Annotated in this window: 14 protein-coding genes; 12 read left to right on the top strand and 2 right to left on the bottom strand. The window is 49.0% G+C overall.

What is annotated here, in order from left to right; genetic code table 11:
• The first annotated feature begins 9 nt into the window (after positions 1-9).
• The 12 genes from BUA40_RS06480 (at position 10) to BUA40_RS06425 (ending at position 15,548) form a co-directional block, all read left to right on the top strand.
• Positions 10-2,340 (top strand): lytic transglycosylase domain-containing protein, encoded by a 2,331-nt coding sequence (locus BUA40_RS06480; RefSeq protein ID WP_255369233.1) that lies wholly within the window; start codon positions 10-12, stop codon positions 2,338-2,340.
• A gap of 3 nt (positions 2,341-2,343) precedes the next feature.
• Complete coding sequence (locus BUA40_RS06475) at positions 2,344-3,186, top strand: EamA family transporter (RefSeq protein WP_072799741.1); 843 nt, start codon at positions 2,344-2,346, stop codon at positions 3,184-3,186.
• Between the two features lie 52 nt (positions 3,187-3,238).
• Complete coding sequence (locus BUA40_RS06470) at positions 3,239-6,034, top strand: CotH kinase family protein (RefSeq protein WP_255369232.1); 2,796 nt, start codon at positions 3,239-3,241, stop codon at positions 6,032-6,034.
• 150 nt (positions 6,035-6,184) lie between these two features.
• A complete protein-coding gene (locus BUA40_RS06465; RefSeq protein WP_072799736.1) occupies positions 6,185-7,555 on the top strand; it encodes a nucleotide sugar dehydrogenase in 1,371 nt (456 codons plus the stop codon).
• A 6-nt stretch (positions 7,556-7,561) separates the two neighbouring features.
• Positions 7,562-8,671, top strand: a complete 1,110-nt coding sequence (locus BUA40_RS06460) for a glycosyltransferase family 4 protein (RefSeq protein ID WP_072799734.1) — start codon at positions 7,562-7,564, stop codon at positions 8,669-8,671.
• 14 nt (positions 8,672-8,685) lie between these two features.
• The gene (locus tag BUA40_RS06455) at positions 8,686-9,690 is read left to right on the top strand and encodes an acyltransferase family protein (RefSeq protein ID WP_072799731.1); all 1,005 of its coding nucleotides are present in this window, start codon (positions 8,686-8,688) and stop codon (positions 9,688-9,690) included.
• Between the two features lie 15 nt (positions 9,691-9,705).
• The gene (locus tag BUA40_RS06450) at positions 9,706-10,305 is read left to right on the top strand and encodes an SGNH/GDSL hydrolase family protein (RefSeq protein ID WP_072799728.1); all 600 of its coding nucleotides are present in this window, start codon (positions 9,706-9,708) and stop codon (positions 10,303-10,305) included.
• Positions 10,302-10,901 carry a hypothetical protein gene (locus BUA40_RS06445; protein WP_072799726.1) on the top strand — a complete coding sequence of 200 codons (600 nt, stop codon included), beginning with the start codon at positions 10,302-10,304 and terminating at the stop codon, positions 10,899-10,901. Before BUA40_RS06450 ends, BUA40_RS06445 begins: the two co-directional genes overlap by 4 nt.
• A 112-nt stretch (positions 10,902-11,013) precedes the next feature.
• The gene (locus tag BUA40_RS06440; RefSeq protein WP_218588184.1) at positions 11,014-12,108 is read left to right on the top strand and encodes a radical SAM protein; all 1,095 of its coding nucleotides are present in this window, start codon (positions 11,014-11,016) and stop codon (positions 12,106-12,108) included.
• Positions 12,109-12,118: 10 nt separating this feature from the next.
• Positions 12,119-13,297, top strand: coding sequence for a glycosyltransferase (locus tag BUA40_RS06435; protein WP_072799721.1), 1,179 nt, complete (start codon positions 12,119-12,121; stop codon positions 13,295-13,297).
• Positions 13,297-14,316, top strand: a complete 1,020-nt coding sequence (locus tag BUA40_RS06430) for a glycosyltransferase family 2 protein (protein WP_072799719.1) — start codon at positions 13,297-13,299, stop codon at positions 14,314-14,316. The genes BUA40_RS06435 and BUA40_RS06430 overlap by 1 nt, the downstream gene beginning before the upstream one ends.
• On the top strand, positions 14,313-15,548 hold the full coding sequence (locus BUA40_RS06425) for an O-antigen ligase family protein (protein ID WP_072799717.1): 1,236 nt from the start codon (positions 14,313-14,315) through the stop codon (positions 15,546-15,548). The genes BUA40_RS06430 and BUA40_RS06425 overlap by 4 nt, the downstream gene beginning before the upstream one ends.
• Before the next feature lie 3 nt (positions 15,549-15,551).
• Here the strand turns inward: BUA40_RS06425 and BUA40_RS06420 are convergent, their stop codons facing one another.
• Positions 15,552-16,991, bottom strand: a complete 1,440-nt coding sequence (locus BUA40_RS06420; RefSeq protein ID WP_072799714.1) for a lipopolysaccharide biosynthesis protein — start codon at positions 16,989-16,991, stop codon at positions 15,552-15,554.
• A complete protein-coding gene (locus tag BUA40_RS06415; RefSeq protein WP_072799712.1) occupies positions 16,981-17,703 on the bottom strand; it encodes a LicD family protein in 723 nt (240 codons plus the stop codon). Before BUA40_RS06415 ends, BUA40_RS06420 begins: the two co-directional genes overlap by 11 nt.
• Positions 17,704-17,710: the final 7 nt, after the last annotated feature.

The following is a 17,710-nucleotide window of genomic DNA, read 5'->3' as shown; positions in this document are numbered from 1 at the left end:
GAATAAGAAATGAGAAAATTAATTGTATTGGTGGTTGTGTTCTGCGCAGGGGTTTTTGCGCAGGTGAAGGATTCTGCTCAACCGGGGCCGCTTCCGATGCAGGCGACGGATAGCTTGATTGCATCGATGCCGTTTACGCCCCCTAATCCATACGAGGCTTTGGAACAGGTTCCTCCTTCGCAGTTCCAGGATGTGGTGGTGCGTTACGATCGTCTGAAGGCTTTGAGCGAAGACCAGTCTCAACCCAAGAACGTGCGTGACTTTGCCCGTGCGGCTCAGTTCTTTTACAGGGAACAATGGGATAGCGCCTACTTTGCATACGATTCTCTGCGCGGTCGCGATGCCCAGTTGGATGGCTCCGTGATTTTGCGAATGGCCAAGTGCTTGTTCAAGTTGCGCGATTACAAGAATATGCGCGTGGTGCTGGGACTGTATAAGAATCTGGATCAGGACGCTTCTTTTGACAGGGTGGCCTCTAGACTTAGAATTGAAGCTGCCATGGCGGACACGACGCTTAGCGACCGTGCCCATGCGGACTCTTTGAGGGTCTTTGTGGAAAAGTACCCGAAGTCTGACGATGCCGCAGCACTCCGCTATCGCTACGCCCAGTACCTGGAACAGTTCAAGCAGATGAAAGAGGCAAAGCGCATGTACTTGAAGTTGCTGACCAGTGCATCGGTGTACAAGGATTCTGCCTTTGCCGCTATCCGCAGACTTCGCAAGGTGCGTGGCGCCCCTGAAACGCTTGAAGAAAAGGTGGCCTACGCCAAGATGGCTTGCGCCAAGGATAATGCCAATGAATGCCTGACGCTGTTGGATTCCATCAACATTCTGGATTCCATGCTGGTTTCCCTTTCGCCGGAAGCGGCGCTCCCGCCGCCGGAAGATTCCTTGCAGAAAAAGCTTCCGCCGAGTTCGTTGGATATGGCGACTCGCATTATGCTGTGGGAAAAGCGTGCGGTGACCTTGCGTACATTGAAGCGCGAAGACGAATCCATTAAGCAGTTCAAGTTCCTGCTGGATTCCGTAGAACCGCGCGCCTTGTGGATGCAGTCTATTTTGCGCCTGTACCGTAACAATGCAGGTCGCTACGAAAAAGAAATCCGCAAGATGGATGCCGCCTTGCAAGATGCAAACCAGTTCAGTAAGGAAAATGCCAATAACTTGTGGGTGAAGGGCTTTGAATACGAACAGAAGGAACAGTACGATAGCGCCATTGTCTGCTACAAGACTCTTTCGCACAAGCGTTTTAAGAATAATGTCAAGCGCCAGTGGGCCAAGTTCCGTATCGGTTTTGTGTACTTTAAACAGGAAAAGTGGAATGAAGCTATTCCGGCGTTGATCGATGCGACTAAGGAACCGTTCTTGTGGAGCGGAAGTGGCGCCCGTATGTTCTTGGGCGATGCCTACATGAAGGTCGGAAAGGATTCCCTGGCCCGTGAAGCTTACCTCGATTGTATTCGCGACTTCCCGCTTGCTTACTATGCTCACCGCAGCCGCATGAAGCTGGTGGAATACAAGCTGATGGCTGAAAAGGATGTTCCGTATGCACATGGCGTGCGTATGGCTCCGGAACAGACGCTTGCTTGGGTGCGTGCCTCGCAGAAAGTGGGCAAGCCCGATACGACTTACAACCCGGAACGTTACAACCGCATTCGCACACTGTTCCAGTACGGCTTTAGCGATCAGGCTTTCGCCCTTTACGACGAAGCCCGCAAGAAGAACGCGAAACGTCTGGATTTCTTGTACGAATATGGCAAACTCTTCTACGAAATGGGCGAAACCGCTGCCGGGTATCGCCTCGCTCGTCAGTTCCAGAACAATATCGATCGCCGCCGCCTGATGGCACCTCCCATCGATGTGTTGCATTATCTGTTCCCGATTCCGTACATGGACCAGGTGAAGTTCCATTCCGGCGAACGCATTGATCCGTTCTTTGTGTATAGCGTGATGCGTCAGGAATCGATTTTCAACTTTGAAATCATGTCGCCGGCAGGTGCTTGCGGACTTTTGCAGATTATGCCTGCAACGGGCAAGATGCTTGCCGAAAAGGAAAGCATTCCGAATTTCGAACCGCGTCAGCTGTTTAACGCCTACATGAACATTCGCCTGGGTATTCGCTACTTGGTCGACTTGAAGGCCGAATACAGCGATGACTACATGTATGTGCTGGGAAACTACAATGCCGGCCCCAAGCCCACTAAGCGCTGGCAGGCTGCGGGTGAGGGCAAGACTTGGGATATCCGTGCCGAAGATATTAGTTATTGGGAAACCCGCGACTATGTAAAGCGCGTCATGGGCAACTACTGGATTTACCAGGAAATCTACGACGGACTTTAATAGATGCTTTTCTTGCTGTTGACAATCGGGCCGGCGTTTCTCTTTGCCTGCGGAAACATTCTCGAAAAATCGGGCGTTTCAACGGTAGGCAAGCGTACCGGCGGAACGTCCCGTCCGTGGGAATTCTTTAAGGGCGTTATTACCAATAAGTTCTGGTGGCTTGGAATTTGCTGCTCGGGCCTTGCAACGCTCGGCTACTACATTGCCATGGCCCGTTATGACTTGAGCCAGGTGCAGCCTATGATGGTCTTGAATCCGGTGCTGACGGCACTGATGGGCTTTTGCATTTTGAAAGAAGCTTTGACCAAGCGCATCGTGATTGCGATTTGCTTTGTGGTGGCGGGTCTTTTGTACTCCGTTGAAAACCTGGGCGAATCAACTGCGGTGCAAAACATCGGCATGCTTTGGGCGTATGCCGGCGGACTGAGTGCTGTAACGCTGGTGGCGCACTTGTGGGTCAAGGACCGTGAAATGGTTGACTCCTTGATTATGGGCGTGGGTTTTGGCCTTTCCGCCGCATTCTACAAGAGTCTTGCCATGGATTTTGACTTGGACCATATCGAGCTTTCTTCAGTGGCGAGCCTCCTGATGGATTTCAGAACCCTCGGCTACATTGCTACCTACAGCATTGCGTTCCTGTATTCGCAGGTCTCGTTCTCTCGTGGTCGCGCCTTGTTCATTATTCCGTTCAGTGCGGCCGTGGGTGCGGCGGTGCCGACTCTTGCCGGAGCCTTGGTGTTCTCGGAAGCATTCCCTGTAGGGAAGGCCATTTCGGTGACGTTGGTGTTGATTGGCGCCAGTTTGTTCATTGTGCGCCGTCCTCGCCGTAAAAAAGTTCAGAATTAAGAACGGAAATTTGAATTAATAATATATATTACCCTTGATGTGTGGGGATGTTTTGACATTTCGTAGAGTTTATGCGACTCTGTTTGCCGCCTTGTCGCTGGTAGGTGTTTTGGCTTGTTCCGATTCGAATGGCCAATCTACGAAGGTAGAGCAAATTTCCGAAGAAGAAGTCCCTCAGGATACTTCGAAGGCGGATTCCCAAAAGACGCTTCCGTTTGTCGGCGGTGCGGTTATGCTTACCGAAGTGGACCCTATCAATATCGTCTATGAAGATCACGAAGGTGACGATGCGGGTTGGATTGAATTGTTCAATACCTCTGCCGATACCGTAGACTTGTCCGGAATGTATCTGACGGATCGGTTGACGGAACCTTTCAAGTGGAAGTTCGGAAATGCGAAACTGGCGCCGAGTTCATTTTTAGTCGTATTCATGTCGGGCAAGAATTATCCGGATAACGTGTTGCCACATGATTCGTTAAATATGATTGGACCGGGTTGTTGGACATGGACGGATTCTCAAAGCGATCCGCCGGGTTATAGTTATGCGGATCCCTTGCCCGGCCAGAAAAAGAATTGCTTCAAGGAAGAAAGCGAACGTCGTTTTGGCTCCGTGATGAAGCTTGGCGAAAACAAGGAATTGGGCTGGTCGTCTATTGCCGTTTTTGTAGGCACGGGAAATTCGGACAAGGAAGACGTGCTTGATATTTCGGCAACGAATGAAATCTTGATGCGGGCCTACATTACCAAGGACCGCAAGGTGTCTTTTAGGCTAACGCAACCCGATATTGATGACTGGAAAGGTTACGAGATCGTATTTACGGGAACAGGCGATTCTTCGACGGTGTACCGCGCGTCTTTGCCAACGGGAACAACTTTTCCGGACCTTCAAAATATTTACGGTACCCGAATGAGCCCGGAGGCGAACGAGTCTCAAGAAGTGACGGTCAAAGTTTTCAGCTACATCGCCCGCAATCGTGGGCATGAACCGCATGCATCATTCAAGCTGAACAAATCTGGCGGTCGCTTGTATTTGGTGAATGCCGATACGGCCATAGTGGATTCGGTGGCGTATCCTGAAATGCCTGTGGGGAAAACGTGGAATTATGGAACGCTTCTGGATGGTACGCCTGGCTTTGGATTCGGCGAGGCTTCGCCTTATGGCCTTGTAACGCAATCGGTGGTGCCGTCGCGATCGCCTGCGCTCGATACTTTGACGGAAATTCCTCCCTCTGGTTTTTACGATAAGCCCTTTGCGATTTCGTTCCCGGAAAATGCGGCGGTTCGTTGTGAAACGGGTGGCATTGCACCTACAGCAGAATCCGCTGTCGCAACGGCGTTGACGGTTGAATCGACAATGACGATTCGCTGCGCTTCTTTTGTGGCGGGGGCGCTCGCCGGCGAAGAAACAAATCGCACTTATGTGTTCGAAAGTGCGCCTGCTGTACCGGCGGTGTTCTTGACGGCGGATCCGAATTCCTTATTTGATCCGGATTCGGGAATCTACATGGAAGGCAATTTTGCGCAGAGCAAGGAACCGCATTATGGTGCAAATTACTGGCTCGATAAAGAAGTCCCCGTTACGGTGGAATTTATGGAACCGGGCGTGAATGCGCCTGCATTTGCAAAACGTGCGGGACTGAAAATTTTTGGAAATTACAGTCGCCAAAACGACAAGAAATCGGTGGCGATTACATTCCGTGAAAAGTATGGTGACAGTCGTTTAAAGTATGCCTTGTTCCCTGAATTTCCGGAGCTGAACAAGTTCAAGGTGTTTTTGCTTCGCAATAACGGCAGCAATTTTGGAAACGATTACATTCGCGACAGGCTCGCCAGCTCGGTGAGTGAGGGACTGGGCGTGGATTATCAGCGCGGCCGTTTTGCGGTGGTGTATTACAATGGCGAATACTACGGCATCCATAGCATCCGCGAACGTTCGACGGAATACTACTTCGAGACGCATTATGGCCTCGATCCTGAAAAAATTGACTTGCTGAAGGCGGACAATTCTGTCTCTGCGGGTTCTGCAACAGATTATGTGGCCTTGATGGACTGGCTTGAAGATCGCACCCTTGCAAGCGAAGAAAATTTTGCTTATGTGGAATCGCAAATCGACGTGGACAACTTTATCAATTACATGCATACCGAAATATTTGCCAACAATCGCGATTGGCCTGGCAACAACCTGAAAAAATGGCGTGGTACGAGTCCTCAAACGAAATGGAAATGGTTCTTGTACGATCTTGATTTCGGATACGGGAATTCCTATAGCGAATACACGAACAACATTTTTGAGTTTGCGACTGCCGAAGATGGGCCTTCTTGGCCCAATGGCCCCGAATTCACGCTTTTGCTCCGTCGATTGTTGGAAAACGACGGCTTCAAGGCTGCGTTTATCAATCGAATGGCTGCCTTGCTGAAAATGAATTTTGAAAGTTCCCGGGTGTTGGGGCGAATCGACAAAATGATGTCTGAAATCGAATCGGAGATTCCTCGCGACCAAAAACGTTGGAACTTGAGTGCATCAAGAATGACGAAGCAGTTGAATGACATCAAGGACTTTGCGGAAGAACGCCCCGGCGTCATTTACAGCGAACTGCAGGAATTCTTTGGCCTTGGGCATGCGGCTCCCGTAACGTTGTCTGTAAACGGCTCGGGTGCCATTCTGGTTCACGGCTTGAAGCTGGATGCTAGTCCCATGACCATCAATTTCTTTGAAGGGTTCCCCGTGACGGTCACTGCAGCGGCTAATGCCGGCAGCGTTTGGTCCGGATGGAGCGACGGTGTGATGGAGACGACCCGTACGGTTGTCCCTGGCGAAATTGAATCGCTCACCGCCGTTTTCAAGTGAGCTTTTTTAACTCAAATTTACATAGTGTACCACTGCGAACGCCCCGTGAACGGAAAGTTGTTCCATATCGCTTACGGATATACCCAATAGCGCTTTCTTTAGTTATAATCAAGGTCAGAAAGGCGGTATTTTTTTAAATTTGGGCACATTATGAGTTACAATACCAAGATTCTTTGCATTGGCGCGGGCTATGTCGGTGGCCCCACTATGACTGTTATCGCCGACAAGTGCCCTGATGTAAAAGTGACTGTGGTCGATATCAACCAGGCCCGAATCGACGCCTGGAATAGCGACAATCTCCCGATTTTCGAACCCGGCCTGGATGACGTAGTGAAGCGTGCCCGCGGCCGTAACCTCTTCTTTAGCACCGATATCCCGGCTGCCATCAAGGAAGCGGACATTATCTTCGTTTCTGTGAATACTCCGACCAAGACGTTCGGCCACGGCGCCGGCAAGGCTTCTGACCTGCAGTATTGGGAAAAGACCGCCCGCAATATTCTGGAAATTGCCGACGAAGGCAAGATTATCGTGGAAAAGTCCACGCTTCCGGTGCGTACCGCTGCCGCCATGGAACGAATCCTGAACTCCAACGACAAGGGCCTGCACTTCGAAGTGCTTTCCAACCCGGAATTCTTGGCCGAAGGTACCGCCATTAACGACCTGTTTGAACCGGACCGCGTGCTGATCGGTAGCCACCAGACGGAATCGGGCCTTGCCGCCTGCCAGAAGTTGGTAGACGTCTATGCCCACTGGGTGCCCCGCGACCGCATTCTGACGACGAATCTTTGGAGCTCTGAACTCACGAAGCTGACCGCTAACGCCTTCTTGGCCCAGCGTATCAGCTCTATTAACTCGATTAGCGCCCTCTGCGAAAAGACCGGCGCCGACGTGGACGAAGTTGCCTACGTGATGGGCAAGGACCGCCGTATCGGTCCCAAGTTCCTCAAGGCCTCTATCGGCTTTGGCGGTTCCTGCTTCAAGAAAGATATTTTGAACCTCGTGTACCTGTGTGGCTACTATGGACTCCCCGAAGTGGCCGCCTACTGGGAATCGGTGGTTAAGATTAATGAATGGCAGACCCACCGCGTGGTGGACCGCATGCTCGAGACCATGTTCAATACCATTGCAAGCAAGAAGATTGCCGTGTTCGGTTTCGCCTTCAAGGCAAACACCGGCGATACTCGTGAAAGCCCTGCAAATTTGGTGGTCCGTGATTTGCTCGCCGAACATGCACTGCCGGTCGTTACCGACCCGAAGGCTATTCCTGATGCCAAGCGTGATCTGAAGGACGTAATCGACCAGGTCCAGTTTGAAGAAGATCCGTACAAGGCTGCCGAAGGCGCACACGCCGTGGTGGTTTGCACCGAATGGAAGTGCTTTGCTGAACTGGATTGGAACCGCATTTACAAGGGTATGGCCAAGCCTGCCTTCGTGTTTGACGGCCGTAATATCCTGGATGCAGACGCCCTCCGTAAGATCGGTTTCGAAGTGTCCAGTATTGGTAAGGGGAAGGCGGAGTAAGTCACCTTGAAAATTGCTGTTTTAGGTACACGCGGTATTCCTGATATTATGGGTGGTATTGAAACCCATTGTCAGGAATTGTATCCGCGAATTGTGGACCGTGGGGCCATGGTCGTCATATTTGCGAGAAAGGCCTACACTCCTCAAAAGACGCCTTACAGATATAAGCGTGTGCAGGTTGTTCCTGTTTATGCTCCCAAGATTGCGGGGCTGGAAACATTCGTCCACACGTTTAGGTGCCTTTATAAGGTTTTGGCATGGAAACCGGACATTGTCCATTTGCATGCGATTGGCCCGTCCTTTGTTGCCCCTATATTTAGGCTTGCCGGCTTGAAGGTGGTCTATACCCATCATGGCCAGGACTACAACCGCGCTAAATGGGGCTGGTTTGCAAAGGCTATCCTTAGAATTAGTGAATTCGTGGGAACGAAATTCTCTAATCGCGTGATCGTTATTTCGGATTTGTTGGAAGAGTGGCTCAAGAAGAAGTTCCACTGCAAGACGACTGTCCGCATTAACAATGGCGTTACTTTGTTGCCTGCTTTGCCTGAAGACAAGACTAAGAAGTGGCTTGGCAAGTATGGGCTTGAAGGCAAGCGTTACATCTTTGCGTTGGGCCGTTTCGTTAAGGAAAAAGGTTTCCACGACTTGATTGCCGCCTACAAGAAGGCTTGCCTGGTTGATGTCAAACTTGTCATTGCTGGTACGGCTGATTTCAAGTCTGAATACGCAAACGAGATGAAGGCCGCTGCGGCTGAAGTGGGAGCGATTCTCCCTGGCTATATCCATGGCGAAGAACTTCAGGTGATATTTGAAAACGCATCGTTGTTTGTAATCCCGAGTTACCACGAAGGTCTTCCGATTGCATTGCTCGAGGCTCTTGGCTACAACAGAAACGTGGTCGCGAGCGATATCCCGGCGAATATGGAAGTCCCGCTCCCTGAAGAGTGCTTCTATGAACTGGGCGATGTAGATGAACTTGCCGAAAAGATGACGCTCTTTATGGAAACTCCCGTGCAGAGGGATTTCAAGCATATTGTCGAATATCATTACGATTGGGACAAGATAGCTGACCAGACGATGGAGCTGTACAAGAGTCTCGTCAGGAAGAAGTAGGCTGACTTCTGGTTATGAATCGGTTTGATTCGCTTGATTGCTTAAGGGCTTTTGCCGTAATTGGAGTCGTCATTTGTCACGTTCTTTCGAACGCGGACTTGAACTTGCCTGAAAATTTCTTCTTCCAGAAGTTTCTCCCATTTGGGTCGGAATATGTTTTCCTGTTCATGATGCTCAGTGCGTTTTCGATGTGCTGCGCCTATTATCAAAAATTCAAAGACCGTCAAGTTGATTTAAATACTTTTTATAAGAGGCGTTACCTTCGGATATGGCCTTTCTTTGCATTGATGGTTCTGATTGATGTTGCCTTGGGCTTTTCAAAGGAATCTCTTATCGAGGCCTTTGCGGACTTGACGCTCTTTTTTGGCTTTTTGCCGAATCCGGACATCCATGTGATTGGGGTGGGGTGGTTCCTCGGACTGATTTTTGTTTTCTATGCAATATTTCCCTTTTTCGTATTCCTGATGGATAACAAGAAAAGGGCGTGGTTTGTTCTTGCCTTGTCGATTGCGATGATGTATTTTGCGTCGTCGTATTTCTCGAGGCCCGAATTAGTCGTGCGGTCCGTGAGCAAGTGGAGTATTCTGTTCTGCATGCCCATGTTTGTTAGTGGTGGCATCATTTATCTTTATATTGACAAAATCAAGAAGATTCCTGTTCTGTGGGCGCTTGCGATTGCGGTTTTGACCACGGCCCTGTTTTTTATTCTGGGAAAGGATCTTTTTGTATTTAAGATGCTCGTGTTCGTTTCGTGGATTATCTTTGCCATTGCAGACAGCTTACGTCCGGCCAAATGGACCCTGATGAGAAACAAGTATGTTGCCTTTTTGAGCGGAGTCTCGATGGAAGTGTATCTGTGTCACATGATGTTCTTCAGGGCCATTGAAAAAGCTCATGTTTTGGAACCCATTTCTTCGGGAATTGCGCGATTCCTAGTTTGCTTGGTACTGACTTTGGCGGGGGCCATTGCGTTTTCCTTTGCCGTCAAGAAAACAATCTTCCGTGGCATTCATCGATAACGGATTTTTCTTGAGATGAAACGGCTCTTGCTGTCATTTCTTTTGGCGATCGTGTTTAGTGACTGTGCCTTTGAAAAAGGCGAAGATGAGCTGTGCTTTGTGGGGGATTCCATTACGTACTTGTGGGATGTTGAATACTATTTCCCCAATTACATTGTCCATAAGCACGCGGTTAGCGGTGCGGGGCTGAAACAGATGGATGCTTGGAATGTGTCCGATTGCAAAGGACGTACGACAGTCCTTCTAATCGGAACCAATGATATAGGCTACTGGAAAACAACGACTAAAGACATTGAATTTTTGCGTGAAGATTACAAGGACAGGTTTATCAAGAATGCAAAACGAATTGGGGCGGACCCGCTAATCGTCCTGTCCGTTTTGCCGAGGAATTTCATGGGGGACGAAGATCCTTCTGTAAACGAAAACATCGAAATTCAAAATGGCCTGCTTCGCGATGCCCTAAAAAAAGAAATTCCTGGTAGCCAGTTTATCGATGTGTTTGATTTATTCCTGGATGACGATTTCGAAATTCGCGAGGATCTGTTTAAGGATGGGCTGCATCCGAATGATGAAGGCTATGAAATCTTGTCTCGCCAAATACAGAGGGCCTTATGAGAAAGGTAATCTTGCTTGCTTTGCTGCTTTGCACTGTGAATTTGTTTGCAAAAGAATCGTTCTCTTACCTGATGGGTATGCGGAATAACCGTTATGTATTTGCGGGAATGGAGTATGCGGCGCGTTTTGGAATTGCAGTCGAAAATTCGGTTTTTACTCAGGGAACCGAAAAACAGTATGTACGCGTGTTGCCTTATTACCGCTGGAATTTAGGGGAGGGATTTGTGGGAAACTACGCCCTGTATGCAGGGATGCGCTATGACCGAGACTATTACGATATGGGGGCTCGTCTGGATGTCCTTTGGCAGCATTACCGCTACTTGCAGGTAGGAGGAACGCTGATGCCTTTTTACGACAGTTCTTTGAAGGGCTTGGTCGGGTACCAGGCTTATGCGCAGACTTTTCCGCTGAAAGAAATAGGCGTGTTTGCGGGAGCGAAGAACCTGCCCGATTTTAGGAATGTAGAACGGCGCTTTATGGGCGGCTTGGTGTTCGAATCGGGAAACCTGTGCGTTCGCCCGGAAGTATCAGTTCCAATGAACGGGGGGACGCATTTGTCGCGAGTGTCGCTATTTTTTATTTACCGGTCCCCCTGAAAGTCCTGTTGAAAGCTGGCGAAAAGCAAGGCCGTGGTGTCGGCGGGCAGACTTAAATTGCTATTATTATAGAGGTTGTTTTTGGGTAGAAATGGAGGCTTGCTGAGGTTTTATGTCTTGCTCGAATTGTAGTCATTGTAATTCTAAGATTCAGATGCCGACGGACGTGTCGGTGATTACGACTTATCGTTGTCAGATGCGTTGCAAGATGTGCAACATCTGGAAAAATCCGACCAAGAAAAGTGAAGAAGTCCAGGCGAAGGATTTGGAAATCCTGCCGCAGCTCAAGTTTGCGAATGTGACCGGTGGTGAACCGTTTATCCGCCAGGACCTGGAAGATATTGTCGAAGTCCTTTACACCAAGGCTCCGCGCATCGTGATTAGTACGAGTGGTTGGTGGGTGGACCGCGTCATCAAACTTGCCGAACGTTTCCCGAATATCGGCATCCGCGTGAGTATCGAAGGCCTCGAAGGCACGAATAACTTCTTGCGCGGCCGCGACGACGGCTTTGAACGCGGCATGAAGACGCTCAAGACCCTGCATGAAATGGGCGTAAAGGATATCGGCTTTGGCCAGACGCTCAGCAACTGGAACAGCAACGACTTGATTCCGCTTTACGAACTTGCCCTTTCGATGAATTTCGAATTCGCGACGGCCGCCTTCCATAACAGCTACTACTTCCACAAGGAAGACAACCAGATCAGTAACAAGGAAGAACTCTGCGACAATATCGGCAAGCTGGTGAACCGCCTCCTCAAGGAAAATCACCCGAAGTCTTGGTTCCGCGCTTTCTTCAACCTGGGCCTCATCAAGTACATCCAGGGCGGCAAGCGAATGCTCCCTTGCGAGGCGGGTTCCGTGAACTTCTTTACCGACCCGTGGGGCGAAGTATACCCCTGCAACGGTCTTGAACCGCGCTACTGGCAAGAAAGCATGGGCAACATCCATAATGCGAAGAATTTCGAGGAAATCTGGTTCAGCGAACAGGCGCAGAAGGTGCGCGAAAAAGTGCGTACCTGCCCCAAGAATTGCTGGATGGTGGGTACTGCCGCTCCGGTGATGAAAAAGTACATTGCGCACGTGGCCCCGTGGGTGCTCACGGCGAAACTCAAGAGCCTGTTCGGCAAGGAAATCGATTGCTCCAAGTTCCCGACATTTGATGTCGGCCAGGATCCGCGTCAGGGCGACCTGAGAATCGAAAGGTAGTGAGCGCACGATGCGAATTCTGCTTGCAAACAAGTTCTACTACCGTCGCGGTGGTGATTGCGTTTATTCTATAGAACTGGAAAACCTGCTCAAGGCATCGGGGCACGAGGTCGCTTTCTTTGCGATGGACTATCCCGAAAACCAGGACAGCGAATGGAAAAGCTACTGGCCGAGCGAGGTCGCCTTTTCTCCGAAGAAACCAGTCGCTTTTCTCAAGGCGTTCAAGCGTCCGTTTGGCGATGCAGAAACCGTAAAGAAATTTACCGCGCTGCTCGATAAATTTAAGCCCGACGTGCTGCACCTGAACAACATCCATACGCAACTTTCGCCTGTAATGGCCGAAATTGCTCACTCGCGCGGCATCAAGGTGGTGTGGACTCTGCACGACTACAAGCTGGTTTGCCCCGCCTATACGTGCCTCTGCAACGGTAAAATCTGTGAAGACTGCGTCGGTGGCGACAAGCGGAACTGCACCGCGAAAAAATGCCTCAAGAACAACTGGCTTGCAAGCAAGATTGCCGAGAAAGAAGCCGTGGCGTGGAACCGCGAACGTCTGGAACGTTGCGTGGACAAGTTTATTTGCCCGAGCCATTTCATGAAACAGAAAATGGAACAGGGCGGTTTCGATGCTTCGAAGCTGGTTGCTCTCCATAATTTTGTTGATGAATCGAAATTTGCACATGGGCCGGTGGAACGCGAAAATTCCTACTGCTTCGTGGGACGTCTCTCCAACGAAAAGGGTGCCGAAACCCTGCTGCGCGTGGCGTCGAAAATTGAGGCGACTCTCTATGTGCTCGGTACGGGTCCGCTCGAGGACGAACTCAAGGCGAAATACGCATCGGCAAAGCAGATTAGGTTTATGGGACACAGCGACTGGGAAACTTGCAAATCCGTGCTGCTCAAGTCAAAGTTCAGCGTGGTGCCCAGCGAATGGTACGAAAACAACCCGTTCTCGGTAATTGAACCGCTTTGCCTCGGAACTCCCGTGCTGGGTGCAAACATCGGCGGAATTCCCGAACTGATCGAACCGGGAAAGACCGGCGAACTTTTTGAGATGGGTAACGCCGAAGATCTTGAAGCGAAAATCCGCAAGATGTTTTCCGGAGACTATTCCTTTGACGTGAAACCTCTCCGTCAGCATTTTTCCAAGGACGATTACTTGGAACAGATGATGTCTGTTTATGGTTAATGCCGATGACTCAGGATTTGCCTCTGATTTCAGTCGTTATTCCGGTCTATAAGGTGGAAACCTATTTGGATCAATGCGTTGAAAGTATTGTCCAGCAGACTTACCGAAACTTGGAAATTATTCTAGTCGACGATGGTTCTCCGGACCGTTGCGCCGAAATGTGCGACTTGTGGGCGACAAAGGATTCAAGAATCAAAGTCATCCATAAGAAGAACGGCGGCCTTGGTGATGCCCGCAATGCGGGCCTTGTTGTTGCCACGGGTGACTATATCGGTTTTGTCGATAGCGATGACTGGTGCGAACCGGACATGTTCCAGGAACTTCTGGAATCCTGCCTGCAGTATAAAGCTCCCGTTGCTGTTTGCAATGTCTTTGTGGATTGGGAATGTGGCTGGCCTACTGAATACGAAACGTTTGCCGCTGAATGCTCCTGCTGGGACGCCTCCGATGTCCGTCGCAATTTCTTTAATGGCAAGTTGACGGCATGGGCTTGGAATAAGTTGTATCGCAAGGACTTGATTCCGGATTTGAAGTATCCGACCCAGGCATTCGAAGATATTCCCGTGGCCCGAAATATTTTTACCAAGATAGAACGTTGCGCCCTGACAGGGAAATGTTCTTACCATTATCGCCAACGTCAGGGAAGCATTGTCAATTCTGCCGTGAATCTGTCTCAGTTTACCTTGATTGACGAATTGAGAAAGAATGCTGTGGCGGCAAAAGCTTTTTTGCTTGAAGATGTCGCTGTAGCAAGGCTTGCGGTGAGTAGTTTCAATTTCCTCGCGAAAGTCGAAAAGGGAAAAGATCCTGCCCTGAAGTCGAAAATTCCTTCGCTGGTAGAAGATATTTGTCGTTATCAGTTTGGCTTGCGTGAAAAATCGGTTGTTCGGAAGAAGGACAAGATTTTCCTATATTGCATCGCTAAAGGGTTACCCTATAAAATGGTGTTCGGTATCCGTCGCCTGTTCCAGGGCGTTTATTGGGCATTGAACATGAAGGGGGGGCAGAAGAAACAATGATTTATTACTTGATAGGAGCTTTCTGGGTTTTAGCCCTGTTGAATTATCGCCTGGCGGCTTTGCTGTTGGCTCCTTTTGCGTTGCTTCTTCATATGTTCCCGGCGGTTGACGGACAGTATGTTTCGATTCTCGATTTCTGCTGCTTGGGACTGACGGTCTTGTTGCCCATCAAGACTAATTTTATAGCGAAAATCCGTACATATCCTTTTTGGGTGCCTAGTTTATGTGTCCTGGCATCTTATGTGGTGACGAACCTTTTGGGGGAACCGCATTGGCCGAGTTGTATATTTATTTTGAATACGGTTTATGTTTATCCGTTTGTGGTTTGGTGCGCTCTTGAAGAAAAACGTGATTTGAATGTGCTCGTGTACGGCTTTGCCATCTATATGGCATTCTGCATTGTGTATGCCCTGGTGGAATTGGCTCTTGGCGAGAATCCCATATTGGAAAAAATCATAACGATGAGGATTGTCAACGAGAACGTTCTGAATTATACGGAAGTCCGTTTTGGCCTGAAACGATTGCAGAGTGTCTACAATACCCCGATGTCTATGGGCTTGGCTCTAGGAGCTTTTGGATATTTCCTGTTCCAATTCCGTGATATGACCAAGAGCAAAAACCCCTATATACAGATGCTCATGGTGGCTTGTTTGGTCATGCCTTGGTTGACAGGTTCGCGTTCCGTGTTTGCCGCTGTGTTTATTTTGTTGTTCCCGATCATGAATGTCGTGATGAAAGAAGGGAAATTCATGCTTTTCAAGATTGGCCTGATTGGTGGCGCTATCTTTATTTTAGGTGATTGGATGCTGACGCTGATAGATTCTTTTATTCATTCGGATACGGCGGTGGCAGGCAGCAGTCTGGATATGCGCTTGATGCAGTTCGCTGTGATTGTTCCCTTCTTCTTGAACTCGCCGATTTGGGGAAGCGGTTACGCCTACACATGGACCTTTGTCAAGGCGGTGGATGCGGACTTGCTGGGTGCTGAAAGTATATGGCTGCAGTTGTTGGTTGACTTTGGCCTTTTGGGCGCTATAGCCTATACCGTCTGCATTGTGTACATGGTCAAGAGTCTCAAACCGGTATTGGGCAAGGGACGTTGGGCTTTGCCCATGGCTGTCATTGTCGGCTACACTTTATCGACATTCCTTGGCTTGGATTTGAACTACTTCTTTATCCTTTGCATGATGTTGATCAAGACTCATGAATTCTCCGAAAAGACCGAAGAGTAACGGTTACTTTTTCTTGAATTTTGCCAAAATCTTGTTGAAATATTTCAGGGCGATTGCGTCGCGGATCAAGTAGAGTACAAGGCAGTAAGCCGGAACATAGACTGCCGTAGACAAAATGATGTTTAGCAGGTGGATGTCAGTCTGGAAAATCCTTGTGACGGCCCAGGCAATGGGGTAGGCTATAATCATGTACTTCACCAAATCCAGTATCTGCAACATGTAGCTGTATTGCAAGATTTTTTTGGTTGGATAGAGGTTGATGGCCGATCCGACCAGATTGATGAAAAAGTGCGCTACAGCGATACCGATGACGCCATATTGGAACCCGATTGCAATGATGACAACGTAAATGGATTTCTTGGGAAATTCGAGTTTTAGGATAAGCCCTGTTCTATTTACCACCTGGAGCAGGCTGAGGCTTAGCTGACCAATGGGATTCCACATGGTTCCTGCGACAAGGACCTGGAAAAAAATGACGGCCGGCAGCCATTTGTCTGTCCAGAGGAAGATAATGATGTCTCTGCCGGTAAAGCACAAAATTGCTGTAAGCGGGGATATGATCATCGAAAGAAGCCGCATGACTTCGCGGAAATGGTCGCGAAGATCGCTGATGCTGTTTTGGTATTTGGCTAGGACAGGCAGCGCTACTTTTTGGATGATGCCGGAACTGACGGAATTTACGTTGCAACTCAAGCCATTGGCTTTGGAAAAAAGCCCTAGTTCTGATTTCGTGAAGAACTTTCCGATAATAACGGAGTATATCTCGTTGAAAACGGTGCCGATAAGGTTCGCTCCAAGCAGCTTCGAACCAAAATTAAAGAGGTAGCGGAAGGAATCCTTGCTGAATCCTTCATGCGGACGCCATTTTGCGAAAATCCAGAGGAGAACGGTCTTGATGAACGCGGCGAGAACGGTTTGCAAGGCCAGAGCGTAAACGCCCCATCCGTTATATGCCAAGGCAATGGCGATGAGACCGGCAGGAAGTTGACCGCAAAAGCCAATGATGGTCTGTAGCCTTATGTTCAGTTGGCTTGTGAGAATCGCGTTCTGGACAATGCAAAGGGAATTCAAGAAAACGCTTAGGCCAATAATCTTTACGAGCGGAATGAGTAGGGGCTCGTCGAAGAAGTTTGCGATAAGGGGCGAACAGAACCATAGGATGGCATAAGCGAACAGGCCTATGACAACGTTAAAATAGAATGCTGTAGAAAGATCCTTTTCGGAGCGATCTATCTTGCGTATAAGTCCGTTGGCAAAGCCTGCGTCAACGAAGGTGTTGGAAAGAGAAATGAATATGGTGGTAAGCCCGACAATGCCGTATTCGGTGGGCGATAGGAGTCGAGCAAGGACGATGCCGATAAAGAAGCTGACAATCTGGGAAGAAAGCCTTTCTAAAAGGCTCCAGATTGTAGCCCAAAATGGTGTGTTTGCTTTATTGGACATTCTTAGAACAGCGAATTAGAATGCCCGTAAATTCATCGGGGCTGTAACGTTTGATATGGGTGTTTTTCCTTTTGTTCTCGGTGCAATTAGGGTCCGGCGTCATGAAATTTTCCCCATAGTATGTAGATAGATTTTCCGTCGGATCTGCAGGAGCGTTCAATTCAAGTCCGTTAATAAAGACTTTCGAAAGGGGTTCCTTGACGCTGAATGTGTATTCTTTTGTTACCGAGATGGCGCATCCTTCGCCAACATTGAAGCTGTATGTCTTGAAAGCATCTCCCTGATGAAACCGGAGGAAAATGTCAAAGGGAATGCCCTTGTAGAAGAAGGCGTGCTCTGATGGAGTTTTTTCGTTGCTTTTGACATTTACAAGGTAGAAAAAATGATCTTTGACAAATCCCTTGGAGAGCAGGACTTTTTCGAATTCGTCGGTATATGCGTCTGCAGGCATGCCTACATCAAGATCGAAATCGTGGCGGATGAAGGATTTTTCTCGTACGGCACCCAAAAGCGTGCCGAATTCAAGCCAATAATCCTTAGAACATTCGGTGCAAGCGTCCTTGAATGCTTGCAAGGCTTCCATTCCGTATTCTTGCAATAGCTTCTGCAGTCTTTTGCGTTCTTTTTTCTTGCAATAGTTGGACCATTTTTGTTGCAGAAAAGAGCCCTTTTTACCGCCAAGGAGGCTATAAATTTTATGTGCAATTCCCATGATGTTC

It is taken from the genome of Fibrobacter sp. UWT2 (assembly GCF_900142545.1).
GTDB lineage: Bacteria > Fibrobacterota > Fibrobacteria > Fibrobacterales > Fibrobacteraceae > Fibrobacter.
The sequence above is the reverse complement of the archived record's forward strand: the minus strand, read 5'-3'. Positions and strand labels throughout refer to the sequence as shown.

Coding starts and splice junctions, on each gene's coding strand:
- BUA40_RS06455 (WP_072799731.1), top strand. CDS start 8,686: ATGAATCGGTTTGATTCGCTTGATTGCTTAAGGGCTTTTGCCGTAATT.
- BUA40_RS06420 (WP_072799714.1), bottom strand. CDS start 16,991: ATGTCCAATAAAGCAAACACACCATTTTGGGCTACAATCTGGAGCCTT.
- BUA40_RS06440 (WP_218588184.1), top strand. CDS start 11,014: ATGTCTTGCTCGAATTGTAGTCATTGTAATTCTAAGATTCAGATGCCG.
- BUA40_RS06465 (WP_072799736.1), top strand. CDS start 6,185: ATGAGTTACAATACCAAGATTCTTTGCATTGGCGCGGGCTATGTCGGT.
- BUA40_RS06415 (WP_072799712.1), bottom strand. CDS start 17,703: ATGGGAATTGCACATAAAATTTATAGCCTCCTTGGCGGTAAAAAGGGC.
- BUA40_RS06445 (WP_072799726.1), top strand. CDS start 10,302: ATGAGAAAGGTAATCTTGCTTGCTTTGCTGCTTTGCACTGTGAATTTG.
- BUA40_RS06480 (WP_255369233.1), top strand. CDS start 10: ATGAGAAAATTAATTGTATTGGTGGTTGTGTTCTGCGCAGGGGTTTTT.
- BUA40_RS06430 (WP_072799719.1), top strand. CDS start 13,297: ATGCCGATGACTCAGGATTTGCCTCTGATTTCAGTCGTTATTCCGGTC.
- BUA40_RS06425 (WP_072799717.1), top strand. CDS start 14,313: ATGATTTATTACTTGATAGGAGCTTTCTGGGTTTTAGCCCTGTTGAAT.
- BUA40_RS06450 (WP_072799728.1), top strand. CDS start 9,706: ATGAAACGGCTCTTGCTGTCATTTCTTTTGGCGATCGTGTTTAGTGAC.
- BUA40_RS06475 (WP_072799741.1), top strand. CDS start 2,344: ATGCTTTTCTTGCTGTTGACAATCGGGCCGGCGTTTCTCTTTGCCTGC.
- BUA40_RS06435 (WP_072799721.1), top strand. CDS start 12,119: ATGCGAATTCTGCTTGCAAACAAGTTCTACTACCGTCGCGGTGGTGAT.